The following is a 20,842-nucleotide window of genomic DNA, read 5'->3' on the forward strand; positions in this document are numbered from 1 at the left end:
ATCGTATGGAGAGCCGGCCGCCCGAAAACAGAAACGACGCGAAGGTCGCCCTTCGCGTCGTTTCGACGATGATCGTAAACGACGCACCGCCCCCCTCCCTCCGAACCGAAAAGCCGTGGGTCGCAGAAAGCCGCCGGCCGGTGGAAGATGTTCCGTGCGGCGACATATGCGGTCGTCGGAAGCAGAAAAATTGTAAAAACCCGACAGGAGAGTCGCTTAGGCTGTTGTTTTTTTACGTGCAGGTGCGAAGGGTGCGGCGCCATGACGGGTGCGGCCAGCCATTCCGATCAGAGCGCCGATGTGCGCATCACGACACGCTTCTTCCCCGTGTCCGCCGCTCTGCGCCCCTATTGCAGCATCATCTACCTGACCGAGGTCGAGGCCCCACCGGGGGTGCGCACCGAGGATTATCTCCACCCCGAATGGGCGAACATGCGTTTCATCGAGGGCGATGCGATGCATGTGACGATCGGCGGCGCGGCGCCCGAACGAGCGCCGCTGTTCATCGCCACCGGTCCGACCAGCAAGGCGGCCTTTTTCTCGGTCGGCAATATGCGCGCGTGGGGGATCGGCATCCTGCCGATGGGCTGGGCGAAATTCTTCGCACTTCCGGCCGAGGACATGGCCGACAAATTCGTCGATGGCGCGGCGCATCCCGCCTTTGCCGCGCTTGTCCCGCTGATCGAAAAACTGCGGCAGGCGAATGATGTCGAGGCGGCGGCGCAGGCGATCGACGACCATTTTGTCGCGCTGCTCGAGGGCGCACCCCACGACGACCCCGCGATTCTGGCCGCGCATGGCGCGCTGGTCGACGCCGACCTCGGCAGCGTCGCCGAGCTCGCCGACAAGCTCGGCCTCTCCGAACGCTCGGTCGAACGGCTGAGCCGCCGCGCCTTCGGTTTTCCGCCCAAATTGCTGCTCCGCCGCCAGCGCTTCCTGCGCAGTCTCGCGCGCTTCATGCTCGACCCGTCGATGGCGTGGATCGATACGCTCGATTATCATTATTACGACCAGGCGCAGTTCACCCGCGATTTCCAGCGCTTCATGGGGATGAGCCCACGCGCCTATGCCGCGCGCGCCAAGCCGATCCTTGGCGCGGCAGCGCGCGCCCGCGCCGCCGCGATCGGGGCCGCCGTGCAGGGGCTGCACGAACCCGGAAACTGAGCCGCAAGGGGCCCTTCGGGGTTGACCCGCGCCGCCGCTTCGGTGCAAGCGGCGGCAAAGGCAAAAGCGGGTTTTCCGCCGCCGACAGCCTGATAAACCGACCAGAGAAAAGCGGCGTCGTATCGACGGCCGGCCGCTGCAGGACGAACGATGATGAGCGATTACGAGGCCATGCAGGCCGAGCTGACCGGCGCGATCGACGCGGCGACCGACCTCGACGCGCTGGAGGCGCTGCGCGTGGGTGCGCTCGGCAAGGCGGGCAGCATCACCGGCCTCCTCAAGACGCTGGGCGGCCTGACCCCCGAGGAACGGCAGGTCGTGGGGCCGCAGATCCACAGCCTGCGCGAAGCGGTGACCGCAGCGCTCGCGGGACGCAAGGCCGCGCTCGAGGGTGCGGCGCTCGAGGCGAAGCTCGCGAACGAGCGGCTCGACATGACCCTCCCCGCCGCAGCTACGCCGCACGGCAGCGTGCATCCGGTGAGCCAGGTGATGGACGAGCTTGCCGAAATCTTCGCCGACATGGGCTTCGCGGTCGCGACCGGGCCGGAGATCGAGGACGACTGGCACAATTTCACCGCGCTCAACATTCCCGAGACCCACCCGGCGCGCGCGATGCACGACACTTTCTATTTCCCCGAAGTTGGCGAAGGTGCCGCGCAGCGGATGTTGCTGCGGACGCATACGTCGCCGGTGCAGATCCGCACGATGATGGAAAAAGAGCCTCCGATCAGGATTATAGCTCCCGGGCGCGTCTATCGCAGCGACAGCGACGCGACGCATACGCCGATGTTCCACCAGATCGAAGGTCTCGTCATCGACCGCGGCATCCATATGGGGCACCTCAAATGGACGCTGGAGACCTTCCTCAAGGCCTATTTCGAGCGGGACGATATCGTGCTGCGGCTGCGCCCGAGCTATTTCCCCTTCACCGAACCCTCGGCCGAGGTCGATGTCGGCTATAAACAGGAAAAGGGTCGCCGGATCGTCGGCGGCAACGGCGACGACGAGGGCCATGCGTGGATGGAGCTGCTCGGCAGCGGCATGGTCAACCGCCGCGTGATCGCGAACTGCGGGCTCGATCCCGACGTCTGGCAGGGCTTCGCCTTCGGGGTCGGGGTCGACCGGCTCGCGATGCTCAAATATGGCATGGACGATCTGCGCGCCTTCTTCGACGGCGACCTGCGCTGGCTGGCGCATTACGGGTTCGGCGCGCTGAGCGTGCCCACTCTCAGCGGGGGGATTTCGGCATGAAGATCACCCTCGACTGGCTGCGCGAACATCTCGATGGCGATTTCACCGTCGCCGATGTTGTCGCCACGCTCAACCGCATCGGCCATGAGGTCGAAGGCGTCGAGAATCCGGCCGAGAAACTCGCCGGTTTCCGCGTCGCGCGCGTGCTCACCGCCGAGAAACATCCGCAGGCCGACAAATTGCAGGTGCTGACCGTCGACACGGGTGATGGCGGCGCACCGCTGACCGTCGTGTGCGGCGCCCCCAATGCGCGCGCCGGGCTGGTCGGCGTGCTCGGCCTGCCCGGCGCGGTGGTGCCCGCGAACGGCATGGAGCTGAAGGTCGCCGCCGTCCGCGGGGTCGAATCGAACGGCATGATGTGCTCGACGCGCGAACTCGAACTCGGCGACGACCATGACGGCATCATCGAGCTTCCGGCTGACGCGCCGGTAGGCACGGCGTTCGCGGACTATGCGGGCGCAAACGATCCGGTGGTCGATATCTCGATCACCCCGAACCGGCAGGATTGCATGGGCGTGCGCGGGATCGCGCGCGACCTCGCCGCCGCCGGGCTCGGCACGCTGAAGCCGCTCGCCGTGCCGACGATCGCCGGACAGGGCGCGATGGCGACCGAAATCCGGACCGACGATGCCGACGCCTGCCCCGCCTTCTATGGCCGCACGATCGCGGGCGTCGACAACCGGGTCGCCACCCCCGAATGGATGCGCCGCCGCCTCGAGGCGATCGGCCAGCGCGCGATCTCGGCGCTGGTCGACATCAGCAACTATGTGATGTTCGACCTCGGCCGCCCGAGCCATATCTATGACCGCGCCAGGCTGACCGGCGCGCTCGTCGCGCGGCGCGCCAAGGATGGCGAGACGGTCACCGCGCTCAACGGCAAAGATTATAGCCTGACCGATACGATGACCGTGATCGCCGACGACCGCGGCGTCCACGACATCGCGGGCATCATGGGCGGCGAACATTCGGGATGCAGCGAAACGACGACCGATGTGCTGGTCGAAATCGCCTATTTCACCCCCGAACGCATCGCGCTGACCGGACAGGCGCTGGCGCTGACCAGCGACGCGCGCAGCCGCTTCGAGCGCGGGGTCGACCCGGCGTTCCTGGGCGATGCGACCGACATCGTGACGCAGCTGATCCTCGACATCTGCGGCGGCACCCCGTCGGCGATGACGCGCGCGGGCGAACCGCCGCTGGAGGTCAGGACGGTCGATTACGATCCGGCGCTGTCGGCGACATTGGGCGGGATCGCGATTCCGCCCGCAAAGCAGCGCGCGATCCTCGAATCGCTGGGCTTCGGCGTGACCGAGGGCGACCGCTGGCAAATCGCGGTGCCGAGCTGGCGCCGCGACGTCGACGCCGCGCCCGACATCGTCGAGGAAGTGACGCGCATTACCGGGTTCGACGCAGTCGAATCGGTCGCGCTGCCGCGCAGCGATGGCGTCGCCAGGCCGACCGCAACGCCCGAACAGATGCTCGAACGCCGCCTGCGCCGCGCCGCAGCCGCCGCCGGCTTTCACGAAGCGGTGACCTGGTCGTTCGTCAGCGAGCGCGAGGCCGCACCCTTCGGCGGCGGCGCGTGGAGCCTCGCCAATCCGATCAGCGAAGAGCTGAAGGTCATGCGCCCGTCGCTGTTGCCCGGGCTGCTCGCGGCGGCGCAGCGCAACCAGAATCGCGGCGCCGACAGCATCCGCCTGTTCGAGATCGGGCGCCGTTATCTGGCCGATGCCGAGCATCCGACCCTGTGCATCGTGATGGCGGGCCACCGCAGCGAGCGCGGCTGGCAGGCGGGCAAGGCGCAGCCGTTCGATGCCTATGACGCCAAGGCGGTCGCGCTGGCGCTGCTCGACGCCGCCGGCGCGCCGACCGAGCGCTTGCAGGTGATGGAACCCGTCGCCGACGCCGGTATCTGGCACCCCGGGCAGGCCGCGACCTTGCGCCTCGGCCCCAAGGCGGTGCTTGCCGAGTTTGGCGCACTGCACCCTTCGCTCGCGCGCCATTATGACGTCGATGGCGCGGTGATGGCGGTGCAGATCTTCTTGGACGCGATCCCCGCGAAGCGCGCGAGCGGCCCGGCGCGCAGCGCCTTCACCCCGCCCGCGCTGCAGCCGGTGCGCCGCGACTTCGCCTTCCTCGCGCCCGACAGCCTCGCGGCGGGCGACCTCGTCCGCGCGGTGAAGGGCGCCGACAAGGCGGTCATCACCGACGCGCGCCTGTTCGACCGGTTCGCCGGGCAGGGCGTGCCCGAGGGGCAGGTCAGCCTGGCGGTCGAAGTCGTGCTGCAGCCGGCGGAGAAGAGCTTTGCCGAGGCCGAGTTGAAGGCGATTGCGGATAAGGTGGTGGCTGCGGCGGCGAAAGTGGGGGCGGTGCTGCGGGGGTAACCCAGACTCTCAACCGGTCATGGGCAAGGGGTGAATTGCATCGCGCCGGCCAGATATTCGCGCGATGCAGCGACACGAAGTTCGTCACCGGCCGCTTTGAAGAACCCGCCGCCCAGACGGACCCAACCGTCGGTTGATGGATCGGGGGCTGCCTTTTCGGTGACCCCGTTCATCAGGACGGCGCCCATCTCGTCGACCTTGATGACAAGGATCTCGGTCGATGTGTTTCGGGCACATTCGGCCGGAGGCGTGTCAACCGACCGCCAACGCCCGGCCAACGCGGCAATCGCCGGATCGATCGGACGCGCGGCCCCCGCCGCTTGTGCGGTCGCATTACTGCTCGGCGACATGGAGGCGGCGTCGGATTCCCGCCCCGACCAGGACGGGATCGCGATCGCCAGGAGCAAAACGGCCGACAGGATCGCGATCGGAACCGGCCGGAGCAATCGGGCGCGCGCCGCCTGCCATTGCGCGCGGCGCGCGGCGGACCGTTCGGCTTGCAACAGTCGTTCGGCTTCCAGCTCCTCTTCCCGGACGAGCCGTGCCGCGTAGATCCGTTCGCGCTCCTCGGCTTCGCGCGCCTTCGCCTGCTGCAACGCCTCCGCTTCGGCCTTTGCCAGGGCGGCGGCGGTCGCTTCCGCTTCGCGTTCCCGCTCGGCGCGCTCGGCCTCTGCAGCCTCGATCGCAGCGGCCTCCTCGACCGACCGCGCGCGGTCGGCCGCCGCCTTTTCCGCCGGGCTGGGCAGGCGCTCCAGCTTCAGATGGAGCAGCTGCCGGACACTCGCCGCCAGTTCCGACAGCAAAAGATGCACATCCTCATGCTGCTGATCCCGAAAACGATGGCCCCGGAAATCGAGCCATTGGAGACGCTGAAGCGCGGTCAACGCCCGGTCGTCACAGCAATCGATCCCGTCGATATCGATATAATGGATCGGAAAGATGCGCCGAAGCGACGAGCCCGAATATTCGCGGCTCAGCTGCGCTTCGCGTTCGAGGAAGATATGCACTTCCTGACAGCACCATTCGCTTTGCAGAAATGCCGGCGTGATGATCGGAATGAAAAACGCCGCCTTGTTCAGCGACGCGGTGATTTCATGCTCCCATTCCGCGCCGGGGGGAATGGCGCTGACATCCTGAAAAATCTTGATCGGATCGCGGCCATATTGTTGCTGGAGTTCGGACATCAACAATGTACGCAGTGCGCTCAGCTTGCCGCCCGAAACACTGTCATCCTGCCGCGCATAGCTCCAGAATCCGATTGGCGGCAGCCTGATCGACATCTTATTTTGCCCCCCACGCCTGTCCGGTCCCATCTCGGCGCGCCGGTACGGGCGACGCCGAAACCCCCTTCGACGGCACGAAGTCTATTCCGCTTTGCAAGCGGTCTGAAACCCCAAATCGCAAGCGCGCCGCAAAATTTGCGTGGCGCGAGGCGCATCCTTGCCGCCGCCGCGTCCATTGGCGAGCATCCAGCCGAATTGGCCACAGGAGCGCGAATCGCCGTTCGTGCATCCCTTTTCATAGGCCTCTCGCGCGGCGGGTTGATCTTTGGGGCCGCCGCGACCGTTCAGCCGCATTTCGCCGAGCAATTGGCACCCCATCGCGTCTTCGCCCCCGCAGGCATCCTCATAATGGGCGCGGGCACCAATGTCGTCTTTCGCACCGCCCAGACCATGCTCGAAAAAATGACCGAGGATGCGGCACCCTAGCGGGTCGTCACCACGGCAGGCCGTTTCATAAAGTGCCCGAGCGCGAACATCATCCTTCACGCCGCCAAGGCCCGCATAATTCAGATAGCCGAGGGTGGCACAGCCTTGCGCATCCCCTCCGTTGCACGCCTTGTCCAAAAACGAACGGGCACCCACTTCATCCTTGGCGCCACCTTCGCCCTCCCGGAGCATATTGCCGATATTGTAACAGCCCGCCATTTCGCCGGCAGCACACGCCTTTTCAAAAAGGGATCGAGCAACAACGGCATCCTGCGCGCCGCCCGAGCCTTTGTTGAACATCGTGCCCAGGTTGAAGCATCCCCGCGCATCGCCGCCCGCGCACGCCTTGTCATAAAGCGAACGCGCCATCCCTTCGTCTTTGGGCCCATCCAACCCCTGTTCGAACCGGTAGCCGAGCGAAGTGCAGCCATCGGCGATCCCACCGGCACACCCCTTTTCGAACAGCGCGCGGGCACGAGGGCCGTCCTTCGTGCCGCCCTGTGCCCGAGCGAACATATCACCCAAATCGACGCAGCTTCCCACGGCACCGCCGTTGCACGCCTTTTCGAAGATCGAACGGGCCCGGACTTCGTCTTTCGCGCCGCCTTCGCCTTCCCGGAGCATGATGGCAAAATTGGAACAGCTCGTCATTTCGCCCGCGACACAGGTCCTTTCAAAAAGCGATCGCGCACCGACCTCATCCTTCATTCCGCCAAGCCCCGAGTAGAGCAGATAGCCCAGATCCGAGCACCCCGCTGTTTCGCCCGCCGTACAAGCCTTTTGATAGAACCGTCGCGCCGCGTCATAGCGTTGCGCGTCGAACGCCTGCTGCCCCTCGCGATAGGCGACCGCCCCCGGCGCGGGGGCCGATGCAGCCGCAACCTGCCCGGCAACAGGCTTCGGACCCGGCGGGGTTGGCGCGGATCGCGGCTGCGGCAAAGGCTTCGGGCGAGCAGTGTTGATCACCGCTTTCACAGGCAGCACCTTGTTTCGTATGGATTTCCAGAGCGCAGGACACGCCTTTTCAGCTGCTCTGATGCGCTGACGCGCGGCAACCGCAGCCGATCGGTCATCAGCCGCTATCGCCTTGTCCCACTTGCTTTTCAGCGGGCCGCAAACGACCGGGACATCGGCATGGGCGATGGGGAGGAGCAGGAGAGCCGAGACGAGGAAAGCCGCAAGGCCAAATGCCAGCCTGATCCTGCCGATCATATCATTCCCGTCCCCGTCCTTCGGCGAATCCGGGCGGAGTCCGCCATCGCCCTCAGGGGATGCCATAGCACAGGCCGGCCCGCCAAGAATATGGATTCGGGTCCTAAAGGAGCCAGCGCCGTCCAACCCTTGGTCGGCACTTTGGGCCTTCAGGCCGCGACCGCTTCCTCGCTGCCGCTCGCTGCCGCTTCGAGCAGGCGTTTCTCGAGTCCCTTGACCCGCGCCGCGCTGTCGATCTTGTCGCCGATCAGGTCGGTCACGTAAAAAGTGTCGACCGCGCGTTCGCCATAGGTGGCGACATGCGCGCTGTGGACGGTGACCTTCGACTGGAACAGCGCATAGGCGAGTTGGTTGAGCAGGGCGGGGCGATCCTGCGCATTGACCTCGATCACGGTAAAGCGGTTCGACGCCTTATTGTCGACGAAGACGTTGGGGGCGATGCGGAAGGCCTCGGCGCGGGTGCGGGGGAGCGCGCGGGCTTCGAGTTTGGGCAGCAATTTGTGGCGGTTGGCGAGCGCATCCTCGATCGCCCGCGTCAGCCGGTCGATCTGCCCCGCCTCGGCGAACGGGCGGCCGAGCGGATCCTGGACGAGGAAATTGTCGAGCGCGAGGCCATCGCGCGTCGTGTGGATGCGCGCGTCGATGATGTTGCCGCCGGCAAGGTGGATGCCGCCGGCGATGCGATAGAAGAGGCCCGGATGGTCGGCGGCGAGCACCATCACCAATGTCGCGCCGCGATCCTGATCGGGCACCGCGGCGATATGGAGCGGGGCGCTGCCGGCCGCCTGCATATGGGTGAGGTTCGCCGCGATGACCTCGACCGGTTCGGCGATCCAGTAGCTTTCGGGGAGGCGCTTCGCGAGCCGGGCAAAGGCCTTTTCATCGAGGCCGAGCAGCGCCTGCGCATCCTCCTTCTTCGCGGCGATCCGTTGTTCGCGACCCTTTTGCTTGTGGCCGAGGCGCAGCACCTCTTCGGCGGCGTCGAACAGCTCGGTGAGCAATTGGCGTTTCCAGCTGTTCCACACCCCGGGGCCGACGGCGCGGATATCGACGACGGTGAGCACGAGCAGCAGGCGCAACCGCTCGGGGCTTTGCACCTGCCCGGCGAAATCGAGGATCGTCTTGAAATCGGCGAGGTCGCGCTTGAAGGCGGTCGCCGACATCAGCAGGTGATAGCGCACGAGCCAGGAGACGGTTTCGGTCTCGGCGTCGGTCAAACCGAGGCGCGGGCAGACGCGCAGCGCGAGTTCGGCGCCGAGCACGCTATGGTCGCCGCCGCGCCCCTTGGCGATGTCGTGGAGCAGCACCGCGCAATAGATGACGCGGCGCGAATGGATCTGGTCCATGATCGCGGTCGACAGCGGATGATCGTCCTTGAGCCGATCCTGCTCGATGTCGGCGAGCAGCCCGATCGCGCGGATGGTGTGCTCGTCGACGGTGTAGTGATGATACATGTCGAACTGCATCTGTGCGACGACGCGGCCGAAATCGGGCACGAAGCGGCCGAACACCCCCGCCTCGTTCATCCAGCGCAGTACCGTTTCGGGGTCGCGCGGGCTGGTGAGCACGTCGAGGAACAGCGCGTTGGCGCGCGCGATGCGCCGCACCCCGCGCGCGTCGATCAGCTTCGCGTCGTGGCGCGCCTGACGCATCGCCTGCGGATGGATTTCGAGGCCATGCTTGTCGGCGAGCGCGAAGATTTCGATCAGCCGCACCGGGTCGGCCTGAAAAAAACCGTCGTCGGGGAGCGCGAGGCGGCCGCGGTCGAGCACAAAGCCGTTGAGCTTGCCCGGGCGGCGGCGGATCGTCGGCAGGAAGCGCCGGCCGCGCGCCGCGAGCTGGTCGTCGAGATGCGCGAGGAAGGTGCCGGTGACGTCGCCGACGCTTTTGGCATGGAGGAAATAGAGCTGCATGAAGCGCTCGACCGCGCTTTTGCCCGGGCGCTCGGCGAAATGCATCCGCGCCGCGATCTCGCGCTGGACGTCGAAGGTCAGCCGGTCCTCGGCGCGGCCGGCGAGCGTGTGGAGATGGCAGCGCACCGCGAGCAGGAAATTTTCGGCGCGCGCGAATTGCCGAAGCTCGCGGGTCGAGAGCAATCCGGCGTCGACCAGCTCGGGAACGGTGCGGACGCGGTGGATGAACTTGCCGATCCAGAACAGGGTGTGGAGGTCGCGCAGCCCGCCTTTGCCTTCCTTCACATTGGGTTCGACGACATAGCGCGAATCGCCCATGCGCTTATGCCGCTCGTCGCGCTCGGCGAGCTTTTCGGCCACGAAGGCGCGCGCGTTGCCTGCGACGACCTCGGCATCGAAGCGCGCCGAGGCCTGGTCGTAAAGATCGCGGTCGCCCCAGATGAAGCGCCCTTCGAGCAGCGCGGTGCGGATCGTGAGATCGTCCTTCGCGGCGCGCACCATCTCGTCGATCGAGCGCGACGAATGGCCCACCTTCAGCCCGAGGTCCCAGAGCGTGTAGAGCTGCGCCTCGATCACCTGTTCGGTCCAGCTCGTCTGCTTGAACGGGGTGAGGAAGCCGATGTCGATGTCGCTGAACGGCGCCATTTCGGCGCGGCCATAGCCGCCGACCGCGATCACGGTGATCCGCTCGCCCGCCGAACGATTGCCGGCGGGATAGAGATGATCGACGGTGAAGTCGTAGGACAGGCGGATGATCTGGTCGATCAGGAAGGCGGTCGCGCTGGCGGCGAGGCGGCCCTCCGATGGCCGGGCGAGGAGGCGGCGGGAGATTTCGGCGCGGCCGTCCTCGAGCGCGTGCCTGAGCAGGTCGACGAGCGCACGGCGGCGCTTGCCCGGATCGCTGGTGTCGGCGGCGACCGCCTCGAGCCGTTCGGCGAGGGCGCGGCGGTCGATGATCGTGCGGCGGCCGTCGAGATGCGCGAAGATGTCGCTCATGGCTCGCCCCCGGTCGCTTTGAGCCGGTAGAGCGCGTCGAGCGCCTCACGCGGGGTGAGCGCGTCGGGGTCGATGCTTGCGAGCGCCTCGCGCAGCGCGTCCTTTACCGGCGCAGGTTCGGCGGCGAGCGTCGCGGCGAACAGCGGCAGGTCGTCGAGCCCCGCGGCGAGGCCGCCGGTCCTTTCGCGCCCGGCTTCGAGCTTGGCGAGCACTGCCTCGGCGCGCTTGACGACCCTGGGCGAGACGCCCGCGAGGCGCGCGACCGCGAGGCCGTAGCTGCGATCGGCGGGGCCGTCGGCGAGTTCGTGGAGCAGCACCAGATCGCCCTGCCATTCGCGCGCGCGGACATGGTGGAGCGACAGCGCGTCGAGGCTTTCGGCGAGGCGGGTGAGTTCGTGATAATGGGTCGCGAACAGGCAACGGCACTTGTTCACTTCGTGGACGGCCTCGACCACCGCCCAGGCGAGCGCGAGCCCGTCATAGGTCGAGGTGCCGCGCCCGACCTCGTCGAGGATGACGAAGCTTTGCGGGGTGGCCTGCGCGAGGATCGCGGCGGTTTCGACCATCTCGACCATGAAGGTCGAACGCCCGCGCGCGAGATTGTCGCTGGCGCCGACGCGGCTGAACAGCCGGTCGACGAGGCCGAGCCGCGCCGATGCGGCGGGAACGAAGCCGCCCGCCTGCGCGAGCACGACGATGAGCGCATTCTGGCGCAGGAAGGTCGATTTACCGCCCATGTTGGGACCGGTGACGAGCCAGAGCCGGTCGGCTTCGGATAGCGACACGTCGTTGGGCACGAAGCGCTCGCCCGATTTCGCGAGCGCCGCCTCGACCACCGGATGGCGGCCGCCGCTGACGTCGAGACACGGGGTGTCGACGAGGTCGGGGCGGCACCAATTGTGGCTCATCGCATGATCGGCGAGCGCGGCGGCGACGTCGAGCCGCGCGAGCACGTCGCACGAGGCGGCGATCGCCTCGCGGCGCGCGGTCGCGGCGTCGGTCAAAGCTTCGAGATGCGCGGCCTCGGCGGCGATCGCATGGACGCCCGCCTGCGTCACGCGGCTCGCGGCTTCGTGGAGGTCGGACGAGTTGAAGCGCACCACCCCGGCGAGCGTCTGGCGGTGGGTGAAGCCCGATTCGGGCAGCATCAGCGCATCGGCGTGCTTCGCGGGCACCTCGACATGATAGCCAAGCACGCCGTTATGGCGGATCTTCAGCGAGGCGATGCCGGTGCGGTCGCGATAATCGGCCTCGAGCGCGGCGATCGCCTTGCGCCCGTCGCGCGCGGTCTCGCGCAGCGCGTCGAGCGCATGATCATAGCCTTCGGCGACATATCCGCCCTGCGCGGCGTCGACCGGCGGGGTTTCGATCAAGGCTCGCGAGAGTTCGTCGACGAGCGCGCCATGGCCGTCGAGCCCGGGGAGCAGGCGCGCGAGCAAAGGCGGCAGGTCGGTCCGGCGGCCGAGCCGCTCGCGCAATAGGCGTGCGCCGCCGAGCGCATCGCGCAATTGCGCGAGGTCGCGCGGTCCGCCGCGCCCGGCGACGAGGCGGCCGAGCGCGCGTCCGGCGTCGGGGAGCGCGCGCAAGGTCGCGCGCAGCTCGCCGCGCCACAGCGCATCGCGCGCGAGGGCATCGACGAGGTCGAGCCGGTCGAGGATCGCGGCCTTGTCGGTAAGCGGGCTGGCGAGGTCGTCGGCGAGCAGGCGCGCGCCCGCCGCAGTCACGGTGCGGTCGATGGTGCCGAGCAGGCTGCCGTCGCGCGCGCCTGCCATGGTGCGCACCAGTTCGAGGCTTTCGCGCGTCGCGGCGTCGATCGCCATGCGGCCCGAGGCGAGGTGGCGCACGGGAGGCTGGAGGAAGACGCTGGTGCCGGTGCCGACATGGTCGAGATAGGCGGCGATCGCGCCCATCGCGGCAATCTCGCCGCGCGAGAATGGGCCAAAGCCGTCGAGCGTCTGGACGCCGAACAGCGTTTCGAGACGCTTTTGCCCTGCCCCGCTCGAAAAGTCGGACGTTGGACGGCGCACCACCTGCCGCACGCTCCACGCCGGAAGCTCGCCGACGCTGTCGCTGACCAGCAGTTCGGACGGCGCGAGCCGCGCGAGTTCGGCGTCGACCGCCTCGCGGCGCACCGCGACGACCTCGAAACGTCCGGTCGAGATATCGGCGGCGGCGATCGCGACCTCGCCCTCGCTGCCGACCTCGGCGAGCGCTGCAAGACGGTTGGCGCTGCGTCCTTCGAGCAGGCTTTCCTCGGTGAGGGTGCCGGCGGTGACGAAGCGGACGATGGCGCGCGCGACGAGCGCTTTCGACCCGCCGCGCGCCTTGGCCTCGGCGGGGCTTTCGACCTGTTCGGCGATCGCGACGCGGTGCCCGGCGCGGATCAGCCGCGCAAGATAGGATTCGGCGGCGTGGACGGGCACGCCGCACATCGGCACCGGTTCGCCGCCATGTTCGCCGCGCGACGTCAATGCGATGTCGAGCGTCGCGGCGGCGGCCTTCGCATCGTCGAAGAAGAGTTCGAAGAAATCGCCCATGCGATAGAAGAGCAGGCAATCGCCCGCTTTCTCCTTGAGCGACCAATATTGCGCCATCATCGGCGTCGGCGCCGAGGGCTTGGCGGCGGAAAGAGCGGCACTTGCGGACATCGCGCCCTGCTTAGTGATTGGGGGGCGCATGGCAAGCTGCGGGTGGGGAAAGTGGGCTTTGGGGTGAGAAGCGGACGTTCAGTGCTCATGGCGCGACTCCGCATTTCGAAGTACGGGTAGCGAAGAGTGGAGTATGCTAGTGGAGCCATGCGTCATGGGGATCGATCGTTCGGAACTGACAGGCAAGATATTTGCACTGCTCGTCGGTTACGAAACGGCACTGGAGAATGGCGAGCCAGAATCTGTCGTCGATGAGCATATTTTTAGGATTGAGGGGTTGTCGCCCAACAGCGACTTTTCTGACATGATGTTCTACGGCGAATTGGACCGCACCAATCAAGAGTTGGCCGCCGAAGCCGCGTGGCGGGAAGACGTGTTTGATCAATATGGGCGGCCTGGGGTTCTCGAACATATCCGGCTGCAAATGTGCGAAGCGCTCGCCGATCCAGATATAGCTGGGGTGCATCGGCGACATGCCGAAATGAAGATCACAGAAATCGACGCGAATACGCCCACAGGTAATGCCTGACTGCTCATCAGGCACACACGCCTTAGAAACCCATAAACCGCCTCGCCGGATGTCTGCAATCGGTCGTTAGCCGTCGCTCTGCCAGTGCCGTGTCGACAGGTCCGGCTATTTTGTTTCGCGCAAAGGCGCAAAGACACGAAGATGGAGTGCTGGCCGCGAAGCGGCTTCCTTCTTTAACGCTGCGGAATGACGCACCGATGATGGAAGGGCGACCTTGCGGTCGCGGGCTCGCCTCTTTGTGCCTTTGCGCCTTTGCGCGAAATATATTTCACCGAGTTCGAAGAAGCGGGACCCCGGATCAAGTCCGGGGTGACGACAACCGTTCCCCGGCGAGGGCCGGGGAACGGTTGCGCCATGCCCGCTTCCGTCCAGAAACCGGGCCCACCCGCGCCAGCCGGTACATGGATTGCGCCGAGACCCAACATTGGCGGTACCAATCACCGCTTCGTGACGCTAGGGAACATGGCAATGGGCGCGCGTCTGTGGAATCGAACTGAGGGGACAAACTAATGGACAGCGGCAGCAAGATACAATTCTCGGATCGCGAGGCCCTGCTCTATCATAATTACGGCCGGCCCGGAAAAATCGAGATCGTCGCGTCGAAACCGATGGCGACGCAGCGCGACCTGAGCCTGGCCTATTCGCCCGGCGTCGCGGTGCCGGTGAAGGCGATCGCCGAGGATCCCGCCACCGCATACGACTATACGATCAAGGGCAATCTGGTCGCGGTGATCTCGAACGGCACCGCGATCCTGGGTCTCGGCAACCTCGGCGCGCTCGCCTCGAAACCGGTGATGGAAGGCAAGGCGGTGCTGTTCAAGCGCTTCGCCGACGTCGATTCGATCGACCTCGAAGTCGACACCGAAGACCCCCAGCGCTTCATCGAGGCGGTCGAGCTGCTCGAGCCGAGCTTTGGCGGCATCAACCTGGAAGATATCGCGGCGCCGAACTGTTTCATCATCGAAGCGGCGCTGAAAGAGAAGATGAACATCCCGGTGTTCCATGACGACCAGCATGGCACCGCGATCATCACCGCCGCCGGGCTGATCAATGCCTGTCACCTGACCGGGCGCGACCTGGACACGGTGCGCGTCGTCGTCAACGGCGCGGGCGCCGCGGCGATCGCCTGTACCGCGCTGATCAAGGCGATGGGCGTGCGCCACGAAAATGTGATCATGTGCGACCGCAAGGGCGTGATCTATCAGGGCCGCACCGAAGGCATGGACCAGTGGAAGTCGGCGCATGCGGTGCCGACCGAAACGCGCACGCTGACCGAGGCGCTGAAGGGGGCCGACGTCTTCCTGGGCCTGTCGGCCGCCGGCGCATTGAAGCCCGAGATGGTCAAAGACATGAAGCCGGCGCCGATCATTTTTGCGATGGCGAACCCCGACCCCGAAATCTCGCCGCCGGACGCGCGCGCGGCGCGGCCCGACGCGATCATCGCCACCGGACGCTCGGATTATCCGAACCAGGTCAACAATGTCCTGTGCTTCCCCTTCATCTTCCGCGGCGCGCTCGACGTGCGCGCGACCGCGATCAACGAGGAGATGAAGATCGCCGCCGCCTACGCCATCGCCGACCTGGCGCGGCAGCAGGTGCCCGAAGAGGTTGCGGCGGCCTATGGCGGGCGGGCCTCGAGCTTTGGCCCCGAATATATCATCCCCTCGCCCTTCGACCCGCGGTTGATGGAGATCGTGCCCGCCGCCGTCGCCAAGGCGGCGATGGACACCGGCGTCGCGCAGCGGCCGATCGAGGATATGGCCGCCTATCGCAATTCGCTGAAGGCGCGGCTCAACCCGACGACGTCGGTGCTGACGCTGGCCTATGAGGCGGCGCGCGCCAATCCCAAACGCGTCGTGTTCGCCGAGGGCGAAGAGGAAGTCGTGCTGCGCGCCGCGATCCAGTTCCGCGACGGCGGTTATGGCACCCCGGTGCTCGTCGGGCGCGAAGGGCTGCGCGACCAGTTGCGCGACATGGGCGTGCCCGACCCCGAAAATTTCGAGATCCACAACAGCGTCAACTCGCCGCATGTGCCGCAAATGGTCGATATGCTGTACGAACGGCTGCAGCGGCGCGGATATCTGCGCCGCGACGTCGAACGGATGGTCAACCGCGACCGCAACATCTTTGGCTCGCTGCTGCTCCAGCTCGGGCTGGGCGATGCGATGATCACCGGCACCACCCGCACCTATTCGCAGTCGATGCGCGAAGTGCGGCGCGTGATCGACCCCGCCGAGGGCCAGACCAATTTCGGCATCCATGTCCTGGTCGGCCAGCATCATACGGTGTTCATGGCCGACACCACGGTCAACGAGCGCCCGACGTCGCAACAGCTCGCCGACATCGCCGAGCGCACCGCGCAGGTCGCGCGGCGCATGGGGCACGAACCGCGCGTCGCCTTCCTGTCCTATTCGACCTTCGGCAACCCGCCGGGATCGTGGCTCGACAATATCCGCGACGCGGTGGCGATTCTCGACGAACGCAAGCCGGGGTTCGAATATGAGGGCGAAATGTCACCCGACGTCGCGCTGAACCCCAAGGTGATGGCGAATTATCCCTTCTGCCGCCTGTCGGGACCCGCCAATGTGCTGGTCATGCCGGGGCTGCAATCGGGCAATCTGTCGGCGAAGCTGCTGCGCGAGCTGGGCGGCAGCGCGGTGATCGGGCCGATGCTGGTCGGCATGGAAAAGCCGGTGCAGGTCGCGACGATGGCGTCGACCGCATCGGACCTGGTGACGCTGGCGGTGCTGGCCGCCGGCGGGATCGCGGAATAGGATCGGGTTTCGCCCCCGCTCAGGCGGGGGCGACGACCGCTTACGGCCCGGTGTTGCCGCCGCCGCCCGGCGCGCCGGTGCCCGGGGCGCCGACCGCGCCGATATTGCCGAAGATATCCTGGAAGAAGCTGCGTTCGCGGCCCAGCGTCGGGGTCTTGTCGCCTTCGGGGCTGATCTTGCTCACCAGGTCGAGCCCGGTGCGGTCGACCGCGACGACATTGCCGGCGGGGTCGAAGCGGACACGCAGCACCTGCTGCGCCACCGGGCGCGGATTGGCGAAGGCGAGCTGGCGCGTCTCGCGCGAGACATAATAATATTCATTGTCGCTGAACTGGCCGACGAAGGTCGGGCGGCCGAGCGTCTTTTCGACCGATTCGCGGTTGTCGACGCCCGGCGCGATCGCGTCGGTCAGCACCGGGTCGGAGACATAGCCCTGCCGCCCCTTGAGCTGGGCGCAACCGCTGGCGGTTGCCGCGACCGCGATGGCCGCAAGAATCAGGGACGCCCGGCGGGCCGAAAAATGGGTGGTGATATGCGGCATCAAATGGTCTCCGTAGCGCATGCCTTGCCGCTCGCCCCCGCGGACTGCGCGTATTGCCCGCGCCTCTTAGCGCCAAGCGGGCGCGGCATACAAGGATTATGGCAAGCTGCTTGTGGCGCGGCAAAGCTTGCTGGAGCCTGACCGGCGGGCCTTTTCCGCGCGCGCAAATGCGCCTAAGCCTTCGCGATGATTTCGCTCCGCAAGCTGTTCAAGCAAAGCCCCGACCCGCGCGAGGCGCGCCGCCCGTTGTGGAACGCCGTCGTCGCGGCCGCGCGCGCGCCCCATTGGTACGAGGCGGGCGACGTTCCCGACACGCTCGACGGCCGGTTCGACATGATCAGCCTGGTCATGGCGCTGGTCCTCCACCGCATCGATGACGATCCGGATCAGGCGCTCGCGGGGGTCGAACTCACCGAATTGTTCGTCACCGACATGGACGGCCAGATGCGCCAGATCGGGTTCGGCGACATGGTCGTCGGCAAGCAGATCGGCCGGATGGTCGGCGCGCTGGGCGGGCGGCTCGGCGCCTATCGCGCCCCCGACGGGTCGGACGATTTGCGCGCGGCGCTGGTCCGTAACCTGTGGCGCGGCAACGCCCCCGCCGATGCCGGACTGGCGCATGTGATGGCGGAGGTCGCGGCGTTGCGCGGCGCGCTCAACGCGATTCCGGTCGCCGAGCTGATCGTCGCCGACCGGCTGCCGGCTGCGGTATGACGGGGCCCTTATTCTCGCATGTCGTCACCCTTGCCGAGGCGGGGCCGGGGCGATCGGTGACGCTGGAGGCCGACGACAAGGCGCGGGCTGCGATCGCGAAGCGGCTCGGCCTCGTCGCACTCGACCAATTCACGCTGACCGCCGAGGTGCGCGCGGTCGCGGGCGGCATCGGACTGCGCGGCGAGGTGCGCGCGGCGCTGGTGCAAAGCTGCGCCGCGACCGACCTGCCGGTAGCCGCGACGATCGCCGAACCCTTCGACCTCAAATATCTGCGCGACATGCAACTCAGCGACGAAGAGGCGGTCGAAGTCGAGCTGGGCGCCGAGGATATCGACGTCCTGCCGCTCGAACATGACCGGGTCGATCTGGGCGAGGTCGCGGTGCAGACCTTGTCGCTCGCGCTCGATCCCTTCCCGCGCCACGCCGACGCCGATCGCATCCTCGCCGAAAAGGGCGTGCTCAGCGAGGAGCAGGCCGGGCCGTTCGCGGCGCTGGCGGCGCTGCGCGGCAAGCCCGACGCCTAGGACGCCTCGGGCTCGTCCGCTTTCTTCGCCTCGTCATCGGGCTTGGGCGGATCGGCGAGCAGGTCGGCGACGGCATCGTCGAGGCCCGATTCGGTCTTTTTCGGCGGCGCGGGTTTTTCCTCGTCGCCGGCAGCCGCTGCCGCTGCCGCTTTCTCGTCGCGCGTCGGCGGCAGGCTGCCGCCGAGCGCCTTGGCGAGCCCGACCAGCTGTTCGCCGATCACCTTGTCGACCGCCGGGGCGATATCGGCGGTCTTGAAGCGCATATAGCCGCCGACGACATAGTCGAAGCGGATCGCCGACCCCGTCGGGGTCGCCTTGATCTGGATCGTCAGCGTGCCGGTGAGCGCCTCGCCCTGCAGCGGGCCAAAGGCGCCCGACAGGCGGAGCAGTTCGTTCGGTTTGGCGAACAGGATCCGCGCGTGCTGGACGCTGCCCAGACCGACATTGTTATCGGGTCCGGTCCCGGGCAATTTTTCGCAGAAACAGCCGCCGGCCTGCGGATCGAGCCAGAAGTTCGCGGCGTCGCCCGACCAGCTATGCTCTTTCGACCACCATTTTTGCGGCATCCGGAGCATTTTCCACACATCGTCGGGGGTCGCCGCGACCTGCGCCGTATGCGCGACGGTGAAGCCGATCTCGCTCTGGTCGATGACCTTGGCGTGCGCCGGCTGCACGGTGGCAGCGGCCAGAGCCGCCGCGCCCAACATTATGGAAAATCTCATCGCCCGTCCCCTTTGCCGCCCGTCATAAACGGCGGCGGGGACGCTGGCTAGCCGGTCGTCGCAGCGCTGAGGATCGCCTCGATCGCGGTGTTGACGACATCGATGTCGGCCATGCCGTCGACACGGGTGACGATGCCGCGCGCTTCGTAGATCGGCAGGATCGGCGCGGTCTTGGCGCGATATTCGGCCATGCGCGTCCGCACCGTTTCCTCATTGTCGTCGGGACGGCGCTTGAATTCGTGGCTGCCGCACACGTCGCAGGTTTCGGCGACCTTGGGCAGCTTGTAACGGTCGTGATAGCCTTCGCCGCACTGGGCGCAGGAGAAACGGCCGGTGATGCGATCGACGAGGGCATCCTCCTCGACGAGCAATTCGATGACATGGTCGAGCTTGCGGCCGCGCGCGGCGAGAATGTCGTCGAGCGCATCGGCCTGCGCCGCAGTGCGCGGATAGCCGTCGAAGATCACCGAGACATCGCCGCCGAGTTCGTCGAGCCGTTCGCCGATCAAGCCCGAGACGATGTCGTCCGAGACGAGCTCACCCGCGTCCATCACCGCCTTGGCCTGGACGCCGATCGGGGTGCCAGCCTTGACCGCCGCGCGCAGCATGTCGCCCGTCGAGAGCTGGATCATGCCATGCTCATCCTCGAGCCGCGAAGCCTGCGTCCCTTTGCCCGCCCCCGGCGGACCCAGCAAAATGATGTTGAGCGTCATTTAAGCCCCTATTCCCTGCCCCGGTTCGAAACTCGCGTAGCGGGCGCGTCAGCGCCGCGCAACGCCGCCTTTCAATTTGGCCTTCTTGATGAGGTCGCCATATTGATGCGCGAGCATGTGGCTCTGGATCTGGGTGATCGTATCGATCGTCACGTTGACGATGATGAGTAGGCTGGTGCCGCCGAGCTGGAAGGGCAGGCCCGACCGCGCGATGAAATATTCGGGCACCAGGCAGATCGCCGCCAGATAGGCCGCGCCGATCACGGTGATGCGCGTCAGCACATGGTCGAGATAGGCGGCGGTGTTCTTGCCCGGGCGGATGCCGGGGATGAAACCGTTCTGGCGCTTCAGATTGTCGGCGGTTTCCTCCGGATTGAAGACGACGGCGACGTAGAAGAAGCAGAAGAACACGATGCCCGCCGCATAGAGCGCCATATAGAGCGGCTGGCCATGCGCGAGATACTGGTTGAGCGAGATCAGGAAATCGCCCGCCGCGCTGTCGTTCTGGACATTCTTGCCCATGAAGTTCGTGATCGTCAGCGGCATCAGCAGCAGCGACGAGGCGAAGATCGGCGGGATCACGCCGGCGGTGTTGACCTTCAGCGGCAGATGGCTGCGGTCGGCCTGCATGCCGCCGCGCTGGGTCGCGCGCTTGGGATATTGAACGAGCACCCTTCGCTGGGCGCGCTCCATGAAGCTGATGAAGGCGATGATCAGAACCGCGCCGATGATGACGCCGAACACGGTGCCGCCGCCCATCGAGCCTTCGCGAACCTGGCTGAACATCTGGGCGAAGCTGCGCGGCAATTGCGCGAGAATGCCCGCCATGATGATGAGCGAGACGCCGTTGCCGATGCCGCGGCTGGTGATCTGTTCACCAAGCCACATCAGGAACAGGGTGCCGCCGACGACGCTGATCACCGTGGTGATGCGGAACAGCATACCGGGATCGAGGACGACGGTGATGCCCTGCGCGCCGGTCGACGCCTCGGCGGTCAGCGCGAGGAAATAGGCCTGGATCGCGGTGAGCAGCACGGTGCCGTAGCTG

The 20,842-nt window shown here is 66.7% G+C and carries 15 protein-coding genes; 7 read left to right on the plus strand and 8 right to left on the minus strand.

Annotated features, from left to right (window positions below; all coding sequences use genetic code 11):
* Window positions 1-261: 261 nt before the first annotated feature.
* The 3 genes from ACREB7_RS16015 to pheT all read left to right on the plus strand — a co-directional run bounded on the left by ACREB7_RS16015 (window position 262) and on the right by pheT (window position 4,799).
* Entirely contained in the window at window positions 262-1,164 is a 903-nt protein-coding gene (locus ACREB7_RS16015) for a helix-turn-helix domain-containing protein (protein WP_431593273.1), read from the plus strand.
* A 153-nt stretch (window positions 1,165-1,317) separates the two neighbouring features.
* Window positions 1,318-2,415 (plus strand): phenylalanine--tRNA ligase subunit alpha, encoded by a 1,098-nt coding sequence (gene pheS / locus ACREB7_RS16020; protein WP_431593274.1) that lies wholly within the window; start codon window positions 1,318-1,320, stop codon window positions 2,413-2,415.
* Window positions 2,412-4,799, plus strand: coding sequence for a phenylalanine--tRNA ligase subunit beta (gene pheT / locus ACREB7_RS16025; RefSeq protein WP_431593275.1), 2,388 nt, complete (start codon window positions 2,412-2,414; stop codon window positions 4,797-4,799). Before pheS ends, pheT begins: the two co-directional genes overlap by 4 nt.
* A 17-nt stretch (window positions 4,800-4,816) precedes the next feature.
* Here pheT and ACREB7_RS16030 read toward each other — a convergent pair whose 3' ends face one another.
* The 4 genes from ACREB7_RS16030 to mutS form a co-directional block, all read right to left on the minus strand.
* Complete coding sequence (locus ACREB7_RS16030; protein ID WP_431593276.1) at window positions 4,817-6,079, minus strand: toll/interleukin-1 receptor domain-containing protein; 1,263 nt, start codon at window positions 6,077-6,079, stop codon at window positions 4,817-4,819.
* Window positions 6,080-6,163: 84 nt separating this feature from the next.
* Window positions 6,164-7,720, minus strand: a complete 1,557-nt coding sequence (locus tag ACREB7_RS16035; protein ID WP_431593277.1) for a tetratricopeptide repeat protein — start codon at window positions 7,718-7,720, stop codon at window positions 6,164-6,166.
* Window positions 7,721-7,869: 149 nt separating this feature from the next.
* A complete protein-coding gene (locus ACREB7_RS16040; RefSeq protein ID WP_431593278.1) occupies window positions 7,870-10,629 on the minus strand; it encodes a [protein-PII] uridylyltransferase in 2,760 nt (919 codons plus the stop codon).
* Complete coding sequence (mutS, locus tag ACREB7_RS16045; RefSeq protein ID WP_431593279.1) at window positions 10,626-13,277, minus strand: DNA mismatch repair protein MutS; 2,652 nt, start codon at window positions 13,275-13,277, stop codon at window positions 10,626-10,628. The genes ACREB7_RS16040 and mutS overlap by 4 nt, the downstream gene beginning before the upstream one ends.
* A gap of 154 nt (window positions 13,278-13,431) precedes the next feature.
* On the opposite strand from mutS, the gene ACREB7_RS16050 reads away from it, so the two are divergent.
* Together ACREB7_RS16050 and ACREB7_RS16055 are read left to right on the plus strand one after the other, a co-directional pair.
* On the plus strand, window positions 13,432-13,806 hold the full coding sequence (locus ACREB7_RS16050) for a hypothetical protein (RefSeq protein WP_431593280.1): 375 nt from the start codon (window positions 13,432-13,434) through the stop codon (window positions 13,804-13,806).
* Window positions 13,807-14,315: 509 nt separating this feature from the next.
* Entirely contained in the window at window positions 14,316-16,580 is a 2,265-nt protein-coding gene (locus tag ACREB7_RS16055; protein ID WP_431593281.1) for an NADP-dependent malic enzyme, read from the plus strand.
* 40 nt (window positions 16,581-16,620) lie between these two features.
* Here the strand turns inward: ACREB7_RS16055 and ACREB7_RS16060 are convergent, their stop codons facing one another.
* Entirely contained in the window at window positions 16,621-17,121 is a 501-nt protein-coding gene (locus ACREB7_RS16060) for an outer membrane protein assembly factor BamE (protein WP_431593282.1), read from the minus strand.
* 186 nt (window positions 17,122-17,307) lie between these two features.
* On the opposite strand from ACREB7_RS16060, the gene ACREB7_RS16065 reads away from it, so the two are divergent.
* Window positions 17,308-17,835, plus strand: a complete 528-nt coding sequence (locus ACREB7_RS16065; RefSeq protein ID WP_431593283.1) for a ubiquinol-cytochrome C chaperone family protein — start codon at window positions 17,308-17,310, stop codon at window positions 17,833-17,835.
* Window positions 17,832-18,359 (plus strand): YceD family protein, encoded by a 528-nt coding sequence (locus tag ACREB7_RS16070; RefSeq protein ID WP_431593284.1) that lies wholly within the window; start codon window positions 17,832-17,834, stop codon window positions 18,357-18,359. Before ACREB7_RS16065 ends, ACREB7_RS16070 begins: the two co-directional genes overlap by 4 nt.
* Here ACREB7_RS16070 and ACREB7_RS16075 read toward each other — a convergent pair.
* The 3 genes from ACREB7_RS16075 to secY form a co-directional block, all read right to left on the minus strand.
* Entirely contained in the window at window positions 18,356-19,081 is a 726-nt protein-coding gene (locus ACREB7_RS16075; RefSeq protein WP_431593285.1) for a hypothetical protein, read from the minus strand. The two genes, ACREB7_RS16070 and ACREB7_RS16075, sit on opposite strands and share 4 nt — an antisense overlap.
* A gap of 47 nt (window positions 19,082-19,128) precedes the next feature.
* Window positions 19,129-19,794 (minus strand): adenylate kinase, encoded by a 666-nt coding sequence (locus ACREB7_RS16080; RefSeq protein ID WP_431593286.1) that lies wholly within the window; start codon window positions 19,792-19,794, stop codon window positions 19,129-19,131.
* A gap of 48 nt (window positions 19,795-19,842) precedes the next feature.
* Window positions 19,843-20,842 (minus strand): preprotein translocase subunit SecY (gene secY / locus ACREB7_RS16085; RefSeq protein ID WP_431593287.1); only part of this gene is annotated, 1,000 nt, incomplete at its 5' end.

Source organism: Sphingopyxis sp. (assembly GCF_050725615.1).
In the GTDB taxonomy this organism is placed as follows: Bacteria; Pseudomonadota; Alphaproteobacteria; order Sphingomonadales; family Sphingomonadaceae; genus Sphingopyxis.